This window comes from Mesorhizobium sp. ANAO-SY3R2, from assembly GCF_042466635.1.
Taxonomy (GTDB): Bacteria; Pseudomonadota; Alphaproteobacteria; order Rhizobiales; family Rhizobiaceae; genus Aminobacter.
On sequence record NZ_CP159955.1, the window covers coordinates 3,670,592 to 3,689,570 of the forward strand.

16 protein-coding genes are annotated in these 18,979 nt (G+C 65.8%); 13 read left to right on the forward strand and 3 right to left on the reverse strand.

Annotated elements, in window-relative coordinates; all coding sequences use genetic code 11:
• Positions 1 to 7 precede the first annotated feature (7 nt).
• Positions 8 to 1,069, reverse strand: coding sequence for an agmatinase (gene speB / locus ABSY17_RS22595; protein ID WP_378945802.1), 1,062 nt, complete (start codon positions 1,067 to 1,069; stop codon positions 8 to 10).
• Between the two features lie 432 nt (positions 1,070 to 1,501).
• Between speB and pncB the strand changes: the two genes are divergently transcribed.
• From pncB to ABSY17_RS22630, 7 genes are all read left to right on the forward strand, one after another.
• Positions 1,502 to 2,806, forward strand: a complete 1,305-nt coding sequence (gene pncB / locus ABSY17_RS22600; protein WP_378945805.1) for a nicotinate phosphoribosyltransferase — start codon at positions 1,502 to 1,504, stop codon at positions 2,804 to 2,806.
• A 312-nt stretch (positions 2,807 to 3,118) separates the two neighbouring features.
• On the forward strand, positions 3,119 to 4,495 hold the full coding sequence (locus ABSY17_RS22605) for a hypothetical protein (RefSeq protein WP_378945808.1): 1,377 nt from the start codon (positions 3,119 to 3,121) through the stop codon (positions 4,493 to 4,495).
• A 150-nt stretch (positions 4,496 to 4,645) separates the two neighbouring features.
• Complete coding sequence (locus ABSY17_RS22610; RefSeq protein ID WP_378945811.1) at positions 4,646 to 5,950, forward strand: ABC transporter substrate-binding protein; 1,305 nt, start codon at positions 4,646 to 4,648, stop codon at positions 5,948 to 5,950.
• A 232-nt stretch (positions 5,951 to 6,182) separates the two neighbouring features.
• The gene (locus tag ABSY17_RS22615; RefSeq protein ID WP_378945814.1) at positions 6,183 to 7,064 is read left to right on the forward strand and encodes a branched-chain amino acid ABC transporter permease; all 882 of its coding nucleotides are present in this window, start codon (positions 6,183 to 6,185) and stop codon (positions 7,062 to 7,064) included.
• Positions 7,061 to 8,026 carry a branched-chain amino acid ABC transporter permease gene (locus ABSY17_RS22620; protein ID WP_378945817.1) on the forward strand — a complete coding sequence of 322 codons (966 nt, stop codon included), beginning with the start codon at positions 7,061 to 7,063 and terminating at the stop codon, positions 8,024 to 8,026. The genes ABSY17_RS22615 and ABSY17_RS22620 overlap by 4 nt, the downstream gene beginning before the upstream one ends.
• On the forward strand, positions 8,023 to 8,760 hold the full coding sequence (locus ABSY17_RS22625) for an ABC transporter ATP-binding protein (RefSeq protein WP_378945819.1): 738 nt from the start codon (positions 8,023 to 8,025) through the stop codon (positions 8,758 to 8,760). The genes ABSY17_RS22620 and ABSY17_RS22625 overlap by 4 nt, the downstream gene beginning before the upstream one ends.
• Entirely contained in the window at positions 8,757 to 9,464 is a 708-nt protein-coding gene (locus ABSY17_RS22630; RefSeq protein WP_378945822.1) for an ABC transporter ATP-binding protein, read from the forward strand. The genes ABSY17_RS22625 and ABSY17_RS22630 overlap by 4 nt, the downstream gene beginning before the upstream one ends.
• A 133-nt stretch (positions 9,465 to 9,597) precedes the next feature.
• Here the strand turns inward: ABSY17_RS22630 and ABSY17_RS22635 are convergent, their stop codons facing one another.
• A complete protein-coding gene (locus ABSY17_RS22635) occupies positions 9,598 to 10,992 on the reverse strand; it encodes a sodium:proton antiporter (RefSeq protein ID WP_378952965.1) in 1,395 nt (464 codons plus the stop codon).
• A gap of 124 nt (positions 10,993 to 11,116) precedes the next feature.
• The gene (gene pncA / locus ABSY17_RS22640; protein WP_378945824.1) at positions 11,117 to 11,716 is read right to left on the reverse strand and encodes a bifunctional nicotinamidase/pyrazinamidase; all 600 of its coding nucleotides are present in this window, start codon (positions 11,714 to 11,716) and stop codon (positions 11,117 to 11,119) included.
• Positions 11,717 to 11,895: 179 nt separating this feature from the next.
• On the opposite strand from pncA, the gene ABSY17_RS22645 reads away from it, so the two are divergent.
• The 6 genes from ABSY17_RS22645 to ABSY17_RS22670 are packed head-to-tail and all read left to right on the forward strand — an operon-like array spanning position 11,896 to position 18,969.
• Positions 11,896 to 12,753: an FAD binding domain-containing protein gene (locus ABSY17_RS22645; protein WP_378945827.1), complete on the forward strand. Its 858-nt coding sequence runs from the start codon at positions 11,896 to 11,898 to the stop codon at positions 12,751 to 12,753.
• On the forward strand, positions 12,750 to 15,548 hold the full coding sequence (locus ABSY17_RS22650) for a molybdopterin-dependent oxidoreductase (RefSeq protein WP_378945829.1): 2,799 nt from the start codon (positions 12,750 to 12,752) through the stop codon (positions 15,546 to 15,548). The genes ABSY17_RS22645 and ABSY17_RS22650 overlap by 4 nt, the downstream gene beginning before the upstream one ends.
• Positions 15,545 to 17,080 (forward strand): 6-hydroxynicotinate reductase, encoded by a 1,536-nt coding sequence (locus tag ABSY17_RS22655; RefSeq protein WP_378945832.1) that lies wholly within the window; start codon positions 15,545 to 15,547, stop codon positions 17,078 to 17,080. Before ABSY17_RS22650 ends, ABSY17_RS22655 begins: the two co-directional genes overlap by 4 nt.
• Complete coding sequence (locus ABSY17_RS22660; protein WP_378945835.1) at positions 17,077 to 17,958, forward strand: UPF0280 family protein; 882 nt, start codon at positions 17,077 to 17,079, stop codon at positions 17,956 to 17,958. Before ABSY17_RS22655 ends, ABSY17_RS22660 begins: the two co-directional genes overlap by 4 nt.
• Entirely contained in the window at positions 17,951 to 18,535 is a 585-nt protein-coding gene (locus tag ABSY17_RS22665) for an amino acid synthesis family protein (protein ID WP_378945838.1), read from the forward strand. Before ABSY17_RS22660 ends, ABSY17_RS22665 begins: the two co-directional genes overlap by 8 nt.
• The gene (locus tag ABSY17_RS22670) at positions 18,517 to 18,969 is read left to right on the forward strand and encodes a MarR family winged helix-turn-helix transcriptional regulator (protein WP_378945840.1); all 453 of its coding nucleotides are present in this window, start codon (positions 18,517 to 18,519) and stop codon (positions 18,967 to 18,969) included. Before ABSY17_RS22665 ends, ABSY17_RS22670 begins: the two co-directional genes overlap by 19 nt.
• Positions 18,970 to 18,979: the final 10 nt, after the last annotated feature.

Here is an 18,979-nt window from a genome sequence, read left to right on the forward strand (position 1 = left end):
GCGACGATCAACCTGCGTTGCCCTTCACGAAGGGGCTGAACACCATCAGGCTCAGGATCTCGAACAGCACCTGCGCACCCGCATGGGCCGTGTTGGTGGTCGAGTCGTATTGCGGCGCGACCTCCACGACATCGCCTCCGACGAGGTTGAGACCCTTCAGCCCGCGAAGGATCTCGAGAACCTCGCGTGTGGTCAGCCCGCCGACCTCGGGCGTGCCGGTCCCCGGTGCGAAGGCCGGATCCAGGCTGTCGATGTCGAAGGACAGGTAGGTCGGGCCGTCGCCGACGATCTTCCTGGCCTTCTCGATGACAACGGGGATGCCTAGGCCGGTGATCTCCTCGGCATGGATGACGGTCATGCCGGACTCGTAAGAGAACTCCCACAGATACTCGGCCGAGCCGCGAATGCCGATCTGGATGACGCGTGTGGGATCGAGCACGCCGTCGAGCACCGCATTGCGGAACGGCCCGCCATGGTGGAACTTGGTCAGGTCGTAGGCCCCGCCGGTGTCGCAATGGGCGTCGATGTGGATCATCCCCACGGGCCGCTTCTTGCCCACGGCCTTCAGGATCGGGTGGGTGATCGAGTGGTCGCCGCCAACCGACAGCGGCACCACGCCGGCGTCGACGATCTGGCCGACACGACGCTCGATGTCCTCATGGCTGAGCTCGAGCCGGTAGCGGCTGCGGAACGGCACGTCGCCGATGTCGGCGACCCTGAGCTCCTGCACCGGGGCGCAGTCGAGGACATGGTTGTAGGGTCCGATCCGCTCGATGGTGCGCAGCGCGCGCGGACCGAAGCGCGAACCGGGGCGGTTGGTGACGCCGAGATCCATCGGAACCCCGACCATCGCCACCTGCAGGTCGCCGAAATCCGGATTGTCGCTGTCGACCTGCATGTAGGGCGCGGTCAGGAAGGTGGGCACGCCCGAATAGGGAGCGAGCCGCGTGCCGCTCTCGTTGAAGATCTTTTCGGCGACGCGGCGGAATTTTGGGTCGAACAGGTCGCCGCCATGACCCTCGCCATATTTGCTGCGCAGTTCGTCGAGCTTCTTTGCGTCAAACCCCATGATGGCCTCCTCATGCGCCCGACAGCAATCCGGGGACAGCCGCCAGCGGTTGATTGCCTTTTCGGCGTGCCTCGATGCTTCTCGTTCCCCGTATGCTGTAGTTGTTTTGGTGGCAGTGTCCGGCAGCGCCGTTGAAATAGCAATTGTTTCCGCAGCCCGGACATCTGCCTGCTCTATGGCGACAGCAACTGGGCCGAATGCTGGCTGGTCAGAACAGGGCGCTACCGGCCAGATCAGCATCCGCAAGCGCCGCACGCACAAAGCTGCGGTTTGCGGCTGAGCGGCCGCGCCTACCTCATCCAGCCGATGCAACCATGAGGCCAGAGCCTGCTTTTTTATCGCCAGCGCTTGATCGTGCGGGCGCTATATCTAAAAGCTAGGAGTGCGGTCCGTGCCTGCGCGGCAGGATGGCGCGAGGAGGACTAAAGCGGAATGCCCAGGACCGATATTGCAAGGCGGGTGTACAACCACACCTGGAAGCTCGATCCGATCGTGCGGTCCCTGCTCGACACCGATTTCTACAAGCTTCTGATGCTGCAGATGATCTGGGGCATGCATCCCAAGGTCGACGCCACCTTCTCGCTGATCAACCGGGCGACCTCGGTCCGGCTGGCCGACGAGATCGACGAAGGCGAGTTGCGCGAACAGCTCGACCATGCGCGTTCGCTGCGCTTCTCCAAGAAGGAGATGATCTGGCTGGCCGGCAATAACTTCTATGGCCGCAAGCAGATCTTCGCCCCCGAGTTCCTTGCCTGGCTCGAGAAGTTCCAGCTCCCGGAGTACCACCTCGAGAAGCGCGACGGCCAGTATGAGCTGACCTTCGCCGGGCCGTGGATGGAAACGTCGATGTGGGAAATCCCCGCACTTGCCATCATCAACGAGCTACGCTCGCGCTCGGCGATGAAGGCCTTCGGCCCGTTCGCGCTCGACGTGCTCTATGCCCGCGCCAAGGCCAAGATGTGGGACAAGACCGAGCGGCTGAAGAAGCTGCCCGGCATCAAGATCTCCGACTTCGGCACGCGGCGCCGTCATTCCTTCCTGTGGCAGCGCTGGTGCGTCGAAGCGCTCAAGGAAGGCATCGGCGAAGCCTTCACCGGCACCTCCAACGTGCTTTTGGCCATGGATACCGATCTGGAAGCGCTCGGCACCAACGCCCACGAACTGCCGATGGTCTATGCGGCGCTGGCCAACAGCGAGGAAGAACTGCGCCAGTCGCCCTACAAGGTGCTGCGCGACTGGCAGCGCTATTATGGCGGCAACCTGCTGATCGTCCTGCCCGACGCCTTCGGCACCGCCGCCTTCCTGCGCGATGCGCCGGACTGGGTGGCCGACTGGACCGGCTTCCGGCCCGACAGCGCCCCGCCGATCGAAGGCGGCGAAAAGATCATCGACTGGTGGCGCAAGAAGGACCAGGATCCGAGGTCGAAGCTCCTGATCTTCTCCGACGGGCTCGACGTCGACACCATCATCGACACCTACAGGCATTTCGAGGGCAAGGTGCGCATGTCCTTCGGCTGGGGCACGAACTTGACCAACGACTTCGAAGGCTGCGCGCCCAAGGAGACCGACCGGCTCAACGCGATTTCGCTGGTCTGCAAGGTCACCGAGGCAAACGGCCGCCCAGTGGTCAAGCTGTCCGACAACCCGGCCAAGGCCACCGGCGACGAGAAGGAAATCGCGCGCTATCTGCGTCTCTTCGGCGAAAAGGATCGCGTCGCACAGCTGGTGAAGGTTTAGGCGACGGCTCCGGCACGAGGTAGGGCCATGTCCACGGTCTCATTCCTTGGCGCCCCCCTCTGTCCTGCCGGACATCTCCCCCACAAGGGGGGAGATTGGCAGCTTCGCTCGCCCCATTCTTCCCGCATACGTTGCCGATTTGCGAAAGCGGACGTGAAGGCTGATCTCCCCACCTGTGGGGGAGATGGCCGGCAGGCCAGAGGGGGGCGCGAAGAAACGCTACCTAAGCCCGGCACTCCCACGCAGGGACATCGAACCAGCATCGGAAAAGCCATGTGGCGCAAGGCGACGACAGTAGCCACGGCGGGTGGCATGTCCGCATGGGATACAGTCCCCGCCCTCGCCCATGCCTCCGACCGTGGCCATGTGCTTTTGCTGCCAACGGGTCACTATCTCGCCGGCGCTGCCTTTGCCGTAGCCGCCAGTTTCCTGGTGCTGGCGGTCCTTTCGCCAGAACGGCTGGTGGCCATCTGGCGCATACGGCTGCCGATCGGGTCTATCCCCGATCTCAGATTCCCGGTCAGCCTGCTTTCCTTCCTTGTCCTGGCCACGTTGGTCGCCGCCGGCTTTACCGGCAGCCGCGATCCGCTCTCCAACCCCTTGCCGCTGACGGTCTGGACGCTTGTCTGGGTCGGATTGACGATCGTGCAGGGTCTGTTCGGCAATCTCTGGCGCTGGCTCAATCCATGGTATGGGCCCTACCGATTGTTCCGGCGGATTTCTGGTCATGACAACGACCCGCCGCTGCAACTGCCGCCATGGCTCGGCCACTGGCCGGCACTCGTGCTGTTCTTCGCCTTCGCCTGGTTCGAGCTGATCGATCCCGCGCCCGACGATCCGGCGCGACTGGCTGCGGCCGCAGGCGTCTACTGGCTGTTCTCCTTCATTGCCATGCTGGCCTTCGGCTTCGACCGCTGGAGCCGCCAGGGCGAATTTTTCTCCCTGTTCTACGCCATGATCGCGCGGTTCGGGGTAGTCGAGGGCAAGACCGGCAGGAACCATCTGCATCTCGCGCTGTGCCTGCCCGGCGCCAAGCTGAACGAGGTCGAGCCGCTGCCGCCCTCGGGCGCGCTGTTCCTCACCGCCACGCTGGCCTCAGTCAGCTTCGACGGCTTTTCCAAGACCTTCTTCTGGCTCGGCCTCAACGGCATCAACCCGCTCGAGTTCCCCGGCCGTTCGGCGCTGATGGGCATCAACAGCGCCGGCCTGGCCGCCATGTTCGCGCTGCTCGCCGGCATCGGGCTGCTGGCGGTGTTCGCCGGCGAAAAACTGGTGCGCAGCACCCTGCCCTTGCATCATGCGGCTGGCCTGATGGTCTGGTCGATCGTGCCGATCGCGCTCGCCTATCATTTTTCGCACTACCTGACCGCGTTGCTGGTCAATGGCCAATATGCGCTGGTCGCCCTATCCGACCCGTTTTCGCGCGGCTGGAACCTGTTCGGCACCGCCCACATGCCGGTCGAGGCAGGTATCGCCATGGGCGCGGGTTCGGCCTGGCTGATCTGGAACCTGCAGGCTGTGGCAATCGTAGCCGGCCATGTGCTGGCGGTGCTCGTCGCGCACCTGCTCGCCTTCCGGCTCCACCCTTCGGCGTCCGGCGCTTCGCTCAGTCAGTTGCCGCTCACGCTTTTGATGATCGGCTATACGGTATTCGGGCTTTGGCTGCTCTCGACACCCACGGCGGGATAGTGCAAATGCGGGTGGTATTGACCCTGGGGAAGGCGCTATTGCGACTCTGCGGGATTGATGATCTAGCTTGTGCGATTGCATTTCCGCCCCAGCGGACGGGTCTTCAGTCCGCACGAAAGTCGGTCAAAACGCGCGACAAAGGGACAGGGCATGACTGATAACAAAGGTTTCTTCGACCTCGGCAAGGGCCGCATCACGCGGCGCAGCGCGCTCAAGGGCCTGGCGGCAGGTGCGGGCCTGATGGCAGCGCCCGGCTTCGTGCGCTACTCGCAGGCGCAGTCTTCGGCACCGATCAAGATCGGCTTCCAGGCCCATCGCACCGGCATCGGCGCCGCCTACGGCCGCTGGTACGAAAAGACCACCAACGCGGCGGTCAAGCTCATCAACGAAGCCGGCGGCATCAACGGCAGGCCGGTCGAGATCATCGTCGAGGACGACGGCACCGATCCCAAGCGCGGCGCTGAAGTCGTCGGCAAGTTCGCCAGCCAGCACAAGACCGACATCGTCTTCGGCACGCTGTTCAGCCATGTCGTGGTCGGCTCGGCGCCGACCGCCGGCGAGCTCAAGATTCCCTACTATGTGGTCAGCGAGGGCTATCACGTCGCTTCCGGCAAGATGAACCGCTACGTCTTCCAGCCCGGCATCACCGACGTGCGCGCCCAGGTCACCTCGGTGGCGCCGTGGATCGCCGGCAACCTCGGCAAGAAGGTGACGATGATCTATCCGGACTATGCCTTCGGACACGACCATCGCGACTATTTCGCGCCTGCCATCAAGGCGCAGGGCGGCGATGTCATCGCCCAGATCCCGATCCCGCCGACCGAGAGCTCGTTCACCAAATACCTGCCGCAGATCCCCTCCGACACGGAAGTCCTTTACCACGTCATGGTCGGCCCCGGCGTGCTGACCTTCGTCAAGGAGCTCGGCGAGTTCTACGGCTCGAACAAGCCGCAGCTGTTCGGCTTCATCGACTCGCTCGAGGCGGTGGACATCAACAGCCCCGGCCTCGAATTCCTCGACGGCACCCATTTCTGGGAAGGCTCGCCGCGCTATGCGCAGGACAACGACAGCGAGGCCCAGAAAGCCTATCGCAAGGCCGTCGGCATCGACGACAACGGCGCCTCGGTGAGCGACCCCAAGGATGTGTCGACCGCAGCCCACATGTTCGGCTGCTGGGAGACGCTCTACGTCATCAAGAAGGCGATGGAAGATTCAGGCTACAAGGGCCCCGAGGACCGCGCCAAGCTGGTCGAGGCGACCGAGGCGCTGACTACCTTCAAGGAAGGCCCCGAGCACCCGCAGGGCGACAAGATCTTCAACGGCAAGCTCCACCAGGTCTTCGGCCACCAGAACATCTCCAAGGTCGAAGGCGGCAAGCTCAAGGTCATCCACCGCACCTCGATCGAGGACGGCATGTACAAGCCCGAGGCCGACTATACGACGCAGCCGCTGTGAGGGCTCAGCAATAGAATCGGTCTCCGTGCACTCCACGTTGCCCCCCTCTGTCCTGCCGGACATCTCCCCCACAAGGGGGGAGATTGGCAGCTTGGCCCCCTTGCCAGCCCTGCAACGTCGGCGATCGGGGGGAGCGTTGATGAAATCTGATCTCCCCCCTTGTGGGGGAGATGGCCGGCAGGCCAGAGGGGGGCGCGACAAATTGCGACCTCCCACGGAAAGCCGCCGCTAGATGCCCTTCCTCCCCCATCTCCTGCTTGCCACCCTCGAAGGGCTGGTCACCTCGGCAGTGCTGGCGCTGACGGCACTTGGCCTGTCGCTGGTGTTCGGCGTCATGCGCATCGTCAATGTCGCGCATGGCGAGTTCTTCATGCTCGGCGCGGTGCTGGCCTGGGCGATCACGACAACTGTCACCGGCCATCCGGCGCTCGGCTTCATGGCCGCACTGGTGCTGTCACCGCTGATCGTCGGCGCCATTGCCTGGATTTCCGAGCGCCTCGTGCTCCGACGGCTCGAATACGATCCGGAAGCCACGATCGTGGCGACCATTGGCCTGCTCTACATCATCCAGCAGCTGGCGCTGACCTTCTACGGCCCGGAAGCCCGGCCGGTGTCTCCGCCCTTCAGCTACCGCATCTCGCTGCCCTGGTTCGGCTATTCCGGCTACAAGCTGTCGATCATCGCAGCGTCGGCGCTGCTTTTGCTTGCCACCTGGTTCGTGCTGACCCGCACCAGGATCGGGCTGGTGATGCGCGCGACGCAATATGATCGCGAGACCGCCCAGGCCTTCGGCATCCCGGTCGGCCGCGTCTATGGCGCGGTGTTCGCGCTCGGCGCGATGCTGGCAGCGGTCGCTGCGGTGCTCATCGTGCCGATCCAGCAGGCCCACTATCTGATGGGGCTCGACCCGCTGCTCCTGTCCTTCATCGTCGTCATCATCGGCGGCCTCGGCTCGCTGCGCGGCACCGTCGTCGCCGCCCTGCTGATCGGCGTTTCGGACGGCATCATCTCGATGTTCTTCTCGCCGACGCTGGCCAAGATCATCGCCACCCTCGTTGTTGCCATGGTGCTGGTGTTCCGCCCGCAAGGCCTGTTCGGAACGGTTGCGAAATGACCGAGGGCGGGACGACGGCAAAGGTTTACGTGCTCCACGCGGCCGTGGTGGCCCTGCTCGTCGGGCTCAACTTCGTGCTGCCAGAATACCACCATGCGGTGCTGGCGCGCGTGCTGGTGCTCGCCGTCTTCGCCATGGGCTACAACATGCTCTACGGCTATGTCGGGCTGCTCAGCCTCGGCCATGCGATGTTCTTCGCTGCGGGGCTCTACGGCGCCGGCCTGCCGCTCTACCATCTCGGCTGGGGCGTGCCCGCGGCCTTTGGCGCTGGCATCGCGTCAGGGCTCGTCGTGTCGCTTGCCATCGGGTTCCTGGCGCTCCGGACATCTGGCGTCGCCTTCATGATCGTCACCATGATGTTCGCCCAGGTCTTTTATCTCACCACGCTCTATTTCGGCGAATGGACCCGTGGCGACGAGGGGCTTGTGCTGCCGCAGCAGGCAAGGCAGATGGTTGTCGGCGACTGGCAACTTGACCTGACCGATCCGTCGACGCGTTACCTTTTGGCAGTCGCCCTGTTTACCGCAGCACTGTTCGCCACCGTCGCCATCGTCAGGTCGCGCCATGGCCGCGTGCTCGTCGCCATCCGCGAGAACGAGGAGCGCACCCGGATGCTCGGCTACGACACCTTCGCCAACAAGCTTGCCGCGGTGGTGACGTCGGGCCTGATCTGCGCTGCGGCGGGTGCGGCCTATGCGCTGCTGTTCGGCTATGTCGGCTCGACCTTCGCCTCGGTACAATATTCGATCCTGCCGCTGCTATGGGTACTGCTCGGCGGTGCGGCGACGACGCTCGGGCCGCTTCTGGGCACGCTGTTCATGTATTATGTCGTCGACATCACCAGCGGCTACACGTCAGCCTACATGCTGATCGTCGGCGCAGCACTGATCCTTTTGGTGCTCTATTTCCGCAAGGGCGTGGTCGGGACAATTCGCGACCGCTGGGCGAGGTGGCTGCCATGACGCCGCTTCTGACCACGCAAGGCCTGTCGCGCCATTTCGGCGGCCTGCGCGCCGTCGACAATGTCGACTTTTCGCTCGACCCCGGCGAGATCAGGGCGGTAATCGGCCCCAACGGCGCCGGCAAGACCACCTTCGTCAGCCTCGTCTGCGGGCGTTTTGCACCGACCTCAGGCAGCATCCGCTTCGACGGGCAGGACATCACGGCGATGCCGGCGCATCTCCGCGTCCGGCTCGGCATCGCCTACACCTTCCAGATCACCAGCGTCTTCGCCAAGCTCTCGGTCTACGACAATGTCGCGCTGCCGGTGCAGCGCACGCTGACCGACGGCCGATCGCGCGGGGCGGTGTGCCACGGCGCCATGGAAGCGCTGGAGCGCGTCGGACTTGCGAACCGCGCCGATGTGCCGGCCGGCGCGCTCGCCTACGGCCACCAGCGCCTGCTCGAAGTGGCGATGGGGCTGGCGCTGAAGCCGCGGCTCCTGATCCTGGACGAACCGACGCAAGGGCTGTCGGACGGCGAGATCGACAATTTCATCGGCCTAGTGCGCGAGATCGCGCGCGATGCGACGGTGCTGCTGATCGAGCACAACATGCCTGTCGTCATGGACCTTGCCCATCGCATCACCGTTTTCGATGCCGGCAGGATCCTTGCCGAGGGCAGCCCGGCCGAAATCCGCGCAAATGTCGCGGTGCAGGACGCCTATCTCGGCACTACCCATGGAGCCGGGGCATGAGCGCGGCGCTGACCATCTCGCAGCTCGATTGCTTCTATGGCGAAGTGCAGGTGCTGCACGGCCTCGACCTCGAACTGAGGCAGGGCGAGGTGCTGTGCCTGCTCGGGCGCAACGGCGCAGGCAAGACAACGACGCTAAAGGCAATCATGGGACTGGTGCCGGCGCGCAACGGCTCGATCCGGCTCGGCGGGCGGGAACTCACCGCCTTGCCGCCGCATGAAGTACCGAAAACGGGCGTCGCCTATGTGCCGCAGGGCCGCCGGCTGTTTGCCGAACTGACGGTGGCGGAGAACATCGAGATCGGGCTGATGGCGCGCAACAAGGGGCATGCCGTGCGCGAGGCCGTGCTCGACCTGTTCCCACTATTGCGCGCCCGCCTGAAGCAGCGCTCGGGCACGCTGTCGGGCGGCGAGCAGCAGATGCTGGCCATGGCGCGGGCGCTGTGCCTGGAACCGCAAGTGCTGTTGCTCGACGAGCCGACGGAAGGGCTGATGCCGTCGATGATCGCGAAGATCCGCGAGACGGTGGCCGGCCTGCGCGAGCGCGGCGTCTCCACCATCCTGGTCGAGCAGCGCGTCGACGCGGTTCTGCCGGTGGCCGATCGCGTCGCCTTCATCGAAAACGGCCGCAACCGCGAGACCGTGGAGGTCGCGCGGCTGCGGGATGATCCGGCGCTGGTTCGCCGCTACGTCGGCGTGGGGTAGCCCCCCCTGCCTCCGCTTCGCTCGGCAGACCTCTCCCCGATAGAAAGAGGAAGCGTGAGACGTCGCCGCCGACCTCTTCTCCCCAACGGGGAGAAGGTGGCCGCGAAGCGGCCGGATGAGGGGGAACCACCCCTCAACCGAAGAAGAGGAACCCGGCGATCAGGAAGGTCGGGATCAGCACCGCCCCCGACCACAGCATGTAACCGAAGAAGCCTGGCATCTTGACGCCGGCGCCGCGGGCAATGGCGTAGACCATGAAGTTGGGCGCGTTGCCGATATAGGTGTTGGCGCCCATAAACACCGCACCCGCCGATATCGCCGCCAGCGTCGAAGCGTAGGTGGTCATCAGTTCCTTGGGATCGCCGCCGGCCAGCTCGAAAAACACGAGATAGGTCGGCGCGTTGTCGAGGAAGGACGACAGCAGGCCGGTGAGCCAGAAATAGGCGAGGTCGTTGGGCGCGCCCGATGGCGTGGTGACCAGAGACACCAGCGGCGCCAAAGCGCCATCGAGCCCGGCGTGCAGCATGGCGATGACCGGCACGATGCAGATGAAGATGCCGGCAAAGAGCTTGGCCACTTCGAGGATTGGGGCCCAGTTGAAGCCGTTGGCGGTGCGGTACTCCTTGCGGGTGATGCGCAGCGAGACGAGCGCGAGCACCACGATGATGGCGTCGCGAACGAGGTTCTGCAGTTCGACCTGGACGCCCTGGATAGTGAAGGCGACGCCCGGCTTCCACGAGGCCGACAAAAGGATGGCGCCGATGACGCCCCCCAGCAGGAAGATGTTGGCAACCCCACGGATGCGGACCTTGGAATGCGGCGTCGGATCCTTGATCTTCGGTTGGCCCTGCTCGCGGATGTGCAGGAACCAGTCGAGGGCAAGGAAAGTGGCGAGCACGATGCCGCCGACGAACAGCGTCTCGCGCCACAGATTGGCCGTGGTCCAGAAGAAGTCGACGCCGCGCAGGAAGCCGACGAACAGCGGCGGGTCGCCGAGCGGTGTCAGCGAACCGCCGATGTTGGACACCAGGAAAATGAAGAAGACGACGACATGGGCGTTGAACGGCCTGTTGTCGTTGGCGCGGATGATCGGGCGGATCAGGATCATCGACGCACCGGTCGTGCCGACCACCGAGGCAAGGGCTGCGCCGATCAAAAGCAGCGCGCCATTGACCAGTGGCGTGCCCTGGATGTTGCCGGCGACCAGGATGCCTCCGGCGATGGTGAACAGGCCGAACAGCAGGATGATGAAGGACATGTATTCGAGCAGCAGCGCATGCAGCACGGCCTCTACGGAGACGGACGAGCCGAACGCAATCGCCATCGGCACGACGGCGAGCGCCGCCCAGCCGGCGGTGATCTTGCCGTAGTGATGTTCCCACAGGTGCGGATAGAGCAGCGGCCCGGTTGCGATGCAGAGCAGCAGCCCGGCAAAGGGCAGCACCCACCACAGCGACATGGTGGCGCCCGGCAGTCCCTCGGCGGCCAATGCCGGGTCAAGCGCCAGCCCGATCAGGGCAATCGTCATCGCCAGAATTCTCAAAACCTGCACCTTGTCCCTCGCAAACGTTACATACAATCGGGAAAGACACCGGAGTCGCCGGTGTCGCTTGTCAATTCCTGGTCCGGAAAGCGCGTCCGTGGCGGCCCGTTCAGACGAGCTTCACGCCGGCCTCGCGCATCTTGGCGATCATCGTGTCCAGCGAGCCGCCGAGATCGATGGCCCGGCAGGCATCGAGCCGCACGGTGACGTCGAAGCCCTGCGCTACGGCATCGAGCGCCGAATAGGCGACGCAGAAGTCGGTCGCCAAGCCGACGAGCGTGATCGAGTTGATGCCGCGCTCGCGCAGAAAGCCGGCCAGGCCGGTCGATGTCACGCGGTCGTTCTCGAAAAAGGCGGAATAGCTGTCGATACCGGCGCGAAAGCCCTTGCGGATGACGAGTTCGGCCTTGTGCCAGGCCAAGCCTGGGTGGAAGTCCGCGCCCTTGCTGCCCTGGATGCAGTGATCCGGCCACAAGGTCTGCGGGCCATAGGGCATGTCGATCGCCTCGAAAGCCTGCCTGCCGGTATGGCTGGAGGCGAAGCTGGAATGGCCGGCCGGGTGCCAGTCCTGCGTCAGAATCACATGCTCGGTGTTACGGATGAGATCGTTGACCAGTGGTATGATCTCGTCGCCGCCTGTAACGGCGAGCGCGCCGCCCGGGCAAAAGTCGTTCTGCAGGTCGATGACGATGAGCGCGTCCGCGGCCATTTAGCCTCCTGGTGTGATTGTCTGGGCCGCCGAAACTGGGTCAGTTGGGTGGCTGCGTCAACCATTTTCGGAATTCTCGCGCGTACCTGTTTATCTACGAAGCCGCCTTTGACAAAAGGTCGCAGGCGGCTATCATTTGCATGCGAATGATTTTGACCGGCTCCGCCGGGAGGCATTGCGTGACCCGTTACGCGAAACCCGAAACGCTCGATGAGGCCCTCGCCCTGCTAGGCGACGGCGCCTGGCGCATCGTTGCGGGGGCGACGGATTTCTATCCAGCGCTCGGAAACAGGCCGCTGCGGGACGATGTGCTCGACATTAACGCCATTGGCGAACTGCGCGGCATTACTCAAACCGAAACGCATTTCGTCCTCGGTGCCCGCACGACATGGACCGATGTGGTCAGGGCGGAACTGCCATCGGCCTTCGATGTCGTGAAGCAGGCCGCCCGAGAAGTCGGCTCCGTACAGATCCAGAACGTCGCAACGGTGGCGGGCAATCTGTGCAACGCCTCGCCGGCGGCCGATGGCGTGCCAGCGCTGCTGGTGCTCGATGCCGAGGTGGAACTGCGCTCGCAAAATGGAACGCGATTTCTGAAGCTCGGCGAATTCATCGTCGGCAACCGCAGAACCACGCGCCGCCCCGATGAACTGATGACTGCAGTGCGCATTCCCAAGACATTGTCGGCGGGACGCTCGGCCTTCGTCAAGCTCGGAGCACGGCGCTATCTCGTCATCTCGATTGCCATGGCGGCGGCACGCCTGGTGCTCTCCCTCGATGGCCGCATCGCGGAGGCAGCCATTGCCGTCGGCGCCTGCTCGCCGGTGGCGCGGCGGCTCGGCGGGCTCGAGGCCGCACTCGCAGGCCAGCGACCGGACGACATCGGGCAGATCGTGCGGGACACGGCCTTCGAGGAATTGTCGCCCATCGATGACATCAGAGGCAGCGCCGCCTACCGCCACGAGGCCGCGCGAGAGATCGTCGCCCGCGCCATGCTCCAGGCGGCCGGCGATCCACAGGGGCGGGCCGCCGCATGAGACCCGACCGCGCGCCGATCAGCTTCATCGTCAACGGCGCGCCGGCATCGGTCTCGGTCGCGCCGATGCGCCGGCTGTCGTCGGTCCTGCGTGACGAACTCGGCTTGACCGGCACCAAGGTCGGCTGTGACGCCGGCGATTGCGGCGCCTGCACGGTCCTGCTTGGCGGCGAACCTGTGTGCGCCTGCCTGACGCCGGCGGCATCGGTCGAAGGCGCCGACATCCGGACCGTCGAGGGGCTCGGCGATGGCCAGCTTTCTGCGCTGCAGGCTTCGTTCCTGGCGCATGGCGCCGCCCAGTGCGGCATCTGCACGCCGGGCATGCTGGTCGCAGCGACGGCTCTCATCGAACGCACCCCGCGCCCGGGCGAGCAAGAGGTGCAAGACGCGCTCGGCGGCGTGCTGTGCCGCTGCACGGGCTACCGCAAGATCATCGATGCGGTGGTGGCGGCGCATCGCTTTTCCCAGTCACTGACCGGTCTGCCGACCATCCCGCCGGAAGGAAAAGGCTCCACGCGTCAGGACTTCAGCCTCCCGCCCGTAGGCCAGGCCGTCGGCGCCTCGCCCGTCAGGCTCGACGGCGTGCCCAAGGTGACGGGCACCGAAATGTTCGGCGGCGATGCATTTCCGGCGGATGCGCTCAGCGTGCTGGTCGTGCGCTCGCCGCATCACCGGGCCGCCTTCAGCTTCGGCGATCTCGGCGCCTATGTCGTCGACAACGCCGGTGTGGTTGCCGTTTTCACCGCGGCCGACGTTCCCGGCATCAACCGCTTCGGCGTGATCCCGCCCTTTGCCGACCAGCCGGCGCTGGCCGAAGGCGAGGTGCGCTTCCGTGGCGAGGCGGTGGCGCTGGTCGCCTGCGAGGGCTGGGCGGCGCGCGAGCTCGACCTCGCCGACTTCCCGGTGCGATGGACCGAACTGCCTGCGGCGCTGGGGGCCCGGCAGGCGCAGGCCGAGGGTGCCGCCCTTGTCCATGCCGGCAGGCCCGGCAACCTTCTGGTGCGCGGCTTCGTCGAACGCGGCGACCCGGACGCGGCCATGCGGGAGGCTTCGGTCGTTGCCTCGGGCCGCCTCGAAACATCCTATGTCGAGCACGCCTATATCGAGCCGGAAGCCGGTCATGCCTTCGTCGATGTCGACACGCTGACCATCGTCGCCTGCACCCAGGCGCCGCACATGGACCGCGACGACACCGCCGCCATCCTTGGCCTCGCGCCGGAGAAAGTCCGCATCGTGCCCACCGCGACCGGCGGCGGCTTCGGCTCGAAGATCGACATCTCACTGCAGCCGCTGATCGGCCTGGTCGCGCTGAAGACCGGCCGTCCGGCGGCGCTCGCCTATACGCGCAGCGAATCCATGTCCTCGACCACCAAGCGCCATCCTGCCTCGATGCAAGCGATCATTGCCGCCGACACCGACGGCAAGGTGCTCGGCATGGTCTTCGACGGCGAGTTCAACACCGGCGCCTATGCGAGCTTCGGCCCGACGGTCGCCAACCGCGTGCCGGTGCATGCCTCGGGACCGTATGTCACGCCGAACTACCGGGCCACCAGCCGCGCCATCCACACCAACGGGCCGGTCTCGGGTGCCTTCCGCGGCTTCGGCGTGCCGCAGGCGACGCTGATGCAGGAGACCCTCTATGACGAACTGGCGGACCGGCTCGGCATCGACCGCCTCCGGTTCCGACGGCAAAACATGCTTCGAAACGGCTCCGAAACGGTCACTGGCCAGCATCTCGCCGAGGGCGTCGGCATCGGCGAGTGCCTTGCGCGGCTGGAGCCACGTTGGACGCGGGCGCTGGCCGACGCCGACGCATTCAACGCCGCCAATGCGGACAAGAAACGCGGCGTCGGCATCGCCTCGTGCTGGTATGGCTGCGGCAACACTTCGCTGCCCAACCCCTCGACCATCAAGCTCGGTCTGTCGCCCGCGGGCAAGGTGGTGCTGCATCAGGGCGCGGTCGACATCGGCCAGGGCTCGAACACGGTCATCGCCCAGATCGCCGCCGACGCGCTCGGCCTGCCGCTTTCGGATTTCGTCTTGAGAAGTGCCGATACCTCGATCACGCCCGACGCCGGAAAAACCTCGGCCTCGCGCCAGACTTTTGTCAGCGGCAACGCGGCCCAGAAAGCAGCCTGCGCCTTGCGTGGAAAAATCCTGCGTTTCGCCAATGTCTCGACCGAAGCGCGGCTGCGTCTCGAGGGTGGCGTGCTGGCCGTCTGGGAAGGCGATATCAGACGGCACATCGACTTGGCGAAGCTCGAGGCCGACGGCGACGGCCTGGTGTTCACCGCCGAGGAAAGCTACGATCCGCCGACCTCGCCGCTCGACGCCAAGGGCCAGGGAAAGCCCTATGCCGTCTATGGCTACGGCGCGCAGATCGCCGAACTGGAGGTCGATCTCGGGCTTGGCACCGTGCAACTGATAAAGATCACCGCGGCGCACGACGTCGGCAAGGCGATCAATCCGCTGCTCGCCGAGGGCCAGATCGAAGGCGGAATCGCCCAGGGCATCGGCATGGCGCTGATGGAGGAGTACATCCCCGGCCGCACCGAGAATTTGCACGACTACCTGATCCCGACGATCGGCGACGTGCCGCCGATCGAGACGATACTGGTGGAAGTTCCGGACCCGGAAGGCCCCTTTGGTGCCAAGGGGTTGGGCGAGCATGTGCTGATCCCGACCGCGCCCGCCATCCTCAACGCCATCCGCCACGCGACAGGGATTACTGTGCGCAAGGTGCCGGCGACGCCGACGCGGATACTGGCCGCAATCCGCGAGGGCCGCGACCGATGAGCGAACTCTCCGAACGTTTTGAAACGCATGAGGCCGGCGACAAGAAGACCGGCGAAAAGCTGCGCTGCGATGCCTGCCCGGTCATGTGCTACATCGCCGAGGGCCGCACCGGCGCCTGCGACCGCTACGGCAATTTCGGTGGCAGGATCGTGCGCTGCGACCCGGTGCGCGTGCTCGACTATGCGGTGGAAGGCGGCAGCGCCGTCGTGCCGTTCGAAGGCGAGGCCTGGAACGGCGAGTTGGTCAATACCACCAAGCGTTTCGTCACCGCCATCGGCGCGGGCACCACCTATCCCGACTTCAAACCCGCCCCCTTCATCGTAAGCCAGGAGGTCGAGGGCGTCGACCTCGTCACCGTGGTCACCGAGGGCATCTTTTCCTATTGCGGCGTCAAGGTGAAGATCGACACCGACCGCCATCTCGGCCCCGAAGCGGCTGTGGTGCGCGCCGAGGGCGAGGCGGTCGGCCATGTGACCACGGGCGAATACGGTTCGCAGATGCTGTCGCTGGGCGGCGTGCATCACCTGACCGGCGGCTCGAAATCGGAAGGCCGGGTGACCTGCGATACGCTGCTCAAGCTCTGCAACCGCCAGCCGGTGGAGCTTGCCATCGACGGTGGTGCTGTCGTCATCGTCGAAGCGGGCCGCCCGCCCGTCATCGACGGCAAGCTGGAGAACCGCATGCGCGTCGGCTGCGGCTCGGCCACCATCGGCATGTTCGCGGCCCAGTGGCGCGGGCTGGTCGACGAGGTGGTGGTGGTCGACGATCACATCACCGGCGTCGTGTCCGAGCACCAGGCCGGCAAGGTGTTGGGCTGGGAGGATACCGGGATAAAAATCCTCGGCCGGCGCTCGACGCCGGGGCGCTATTTCAAGGTCTCGGAGCCCGGCCTCGGCTGGGGCGGCACGACCATTGCCGATCCGCTCGACATCCTCGGCGAGTGGAACCCGAAAAAGGGTGCGCGCCCCGGCCTGACGCTCCTGATGGTCTCCACCACGGGCGAGCAGTTCGCCTATTATGAGCTCGACGAGGCGCTGCGGCCCGTGGAAAAACCGTTTCCCGACCGGCTCAGGAAGTCGGTCGGCCTGATCGAGGAGAACTGCGAGCCGGCTTTGTGCACCGTGCTGTTCGTCGGAGGTGCGGGCGGCAGCTTGCGCGCCGGCGTGACCGAGAACCCTGTTAACCTCACCCGCTCGGTGCAGCGCCTGCAAACCTATGTCACCGTCGGCGGCGCGCCCGTCTATGTCTGGCCGGGCGGCGGCATCACGCTGATGGTCGACGTGACACGCGTGCCCGACAACGCCTTCGGCTACGTGCCGACCCCGGCGCTTGTGGCGCCTATCGAATTCACCCTGCGCCGCGACCACTATCTGGCACTCGGCGGCTACGAAGCCGAGATCAGGACCGTCGACGACGTGCTTGCGCGCGGCGGCGAATATTTCAACGACCGGGCTACCGGGCCGGCCGGGACGGACAACCCGTGGCCGCCACTGGCGCAATTGCGCCGCGCCCAGCAGGATTTTCGGCGATGAACGGGCCGCAGGCCAACTGGCTGCCGGCCGGCCGGCGGCTGCACCTCAACCATGGGCCAATCGACCTGATCGTCGAGGCTTTTGGCACTCCGGACGAAGTGCAGGCTGCCTACCGGCAGTGCGTGGCGCGGTTCCAGACCATGCTGCCGGAACTGGTCGAAGAACTCGCCGCGCTGCGCCAGCCAGCCGGCACGACGCCGAGGACCTTCGCGGGCCCGACCGCGCGGCGCATGGAGGCGGCAGTCGTTCCGCTGGCGGAAAAGTTCATTACGCCGATGGCCGCCGTCGCCGGTTCCGTCGCCGACGAGGTGATGGCGGCGTTGGTTGCAGGGCGCCGGCTCGACCGCGCCTACATCAACAATGGCGGCGACATCACGCTGCACATCTCTCCCAACCACCGGCTCGACGTGGCGATTGCCGGCACGGGCCATGGCTTGGCGGACCGACTAACCATTCGCGCCGAGGATCCGGTGCGCGGCGTCGCCACCAGCGGCTGGCGCGGCCGCAGTTTTTCGCTCGGCATCGCCGACGCGGTCACCGTGCTGGCGACAAGCGCTGCGGCGGCAGACGCAGCGGCGACGCTGATCGCCAATGCCGTCGACCTGCCCGGCCGCCCGGCCATCCAGCGCCGGCGGGCGTGCGAACTCGCCCCCGACAGCGACCTCGGCGACCGGCTGGTGACGGTGGCCGTCGGAGCGCTTCGCCCCGATGAGGTGACTGCTGCCCTCGACGCCGGGCTGGCGGTCGCGGAAAACTATCGCCGACGCGGTTTGATCCATTCCGCGGCGTTGTTCCTCAACGACGAAGCACGCGTCTCGGGGCCATTGCCCCCTCACCCGACCATATCGATCCCAACCAAGGAATTTGCCCATGCCTGAATTTCCGATCCGCAAGGTCGCGGTGACGGTCGAGGAGATCTTTCATGACGGCGGCCCGGCGACAGACAGGCCGCGGCGGCGCGCGGCAGCGCTTGCGGTGGTGAAAAACCCCTTCGCTGGGCGCTATGTCGAGGACCTGCAGCCCGCCATGGAGGACCTCAAGCCGCTCGGCCTGCTGCTGTCGGATCGGCTGATCGCCGCACTCGGCGGCGACATCAAGGCCATCGACGGCTACGGCAAGGGCGCCATCGTGGGTGCCGCGGGCGAGCTCGAGCATGGCGCGCTGTGGCATGTGCCGGGTGGCTATGCGATGCGCGAGCGCCTTGGCGAGGCTAAGGCGATCGTGCCCTCGGCCAAGAAGCTGGGCGGTTTCGGCGCCCGGCTCGACGTGCCGATCGGCCACATCAACGCCGCCTATGTGCGCAGCCATTTCGATGCGATGGAGGTCGGTATGCCCGACGGCCCGCGCCCCGACGAGATCGTCTTTGCGCTGGTGATGACCTCAGGCCCGCGCATCCATGACCGCATGGGCGGACTAAGGGCAGACGACATCAAGGCATGGGACGGGCTGCGGTGAACGCCGGCGCTGGCCCTGTGGCAGACGACGGCTACCGGCTGCAAGAGCAGATCGGCTTCATCCTGCGCAAGGCGCACCAGCGCCATGTGGCGATCTTCGCCTCCCGCATCGCCGACCTGACGCCGCCGCAGTTCGCGGCACTCGTCAAGCTGCGCGACATCGGCGAAACCTCGCAGAACCAGCTCGGCGCACTGGTCGCCATGGACGCGGCGACCATCAAGGGCGTCATCGACAGACTGCATGCGCGCGGGATGGTGCAACTGGCCAAGCATGAGGTCGACAAGCGGAGGCTGCTGGTCAGCCTGACCGAGGAAGGCCGGCGCACGGTGGAAGCACTTGTGCCGCTGGCGCAGGCAATCAGCGAAGAGACCCTGTCCCCGCTCTCACCCAGGGAAGCGGCGACCCTGCTGGCGCTGCTGGCGAAGATAAGTTGAGGGCAGTAGG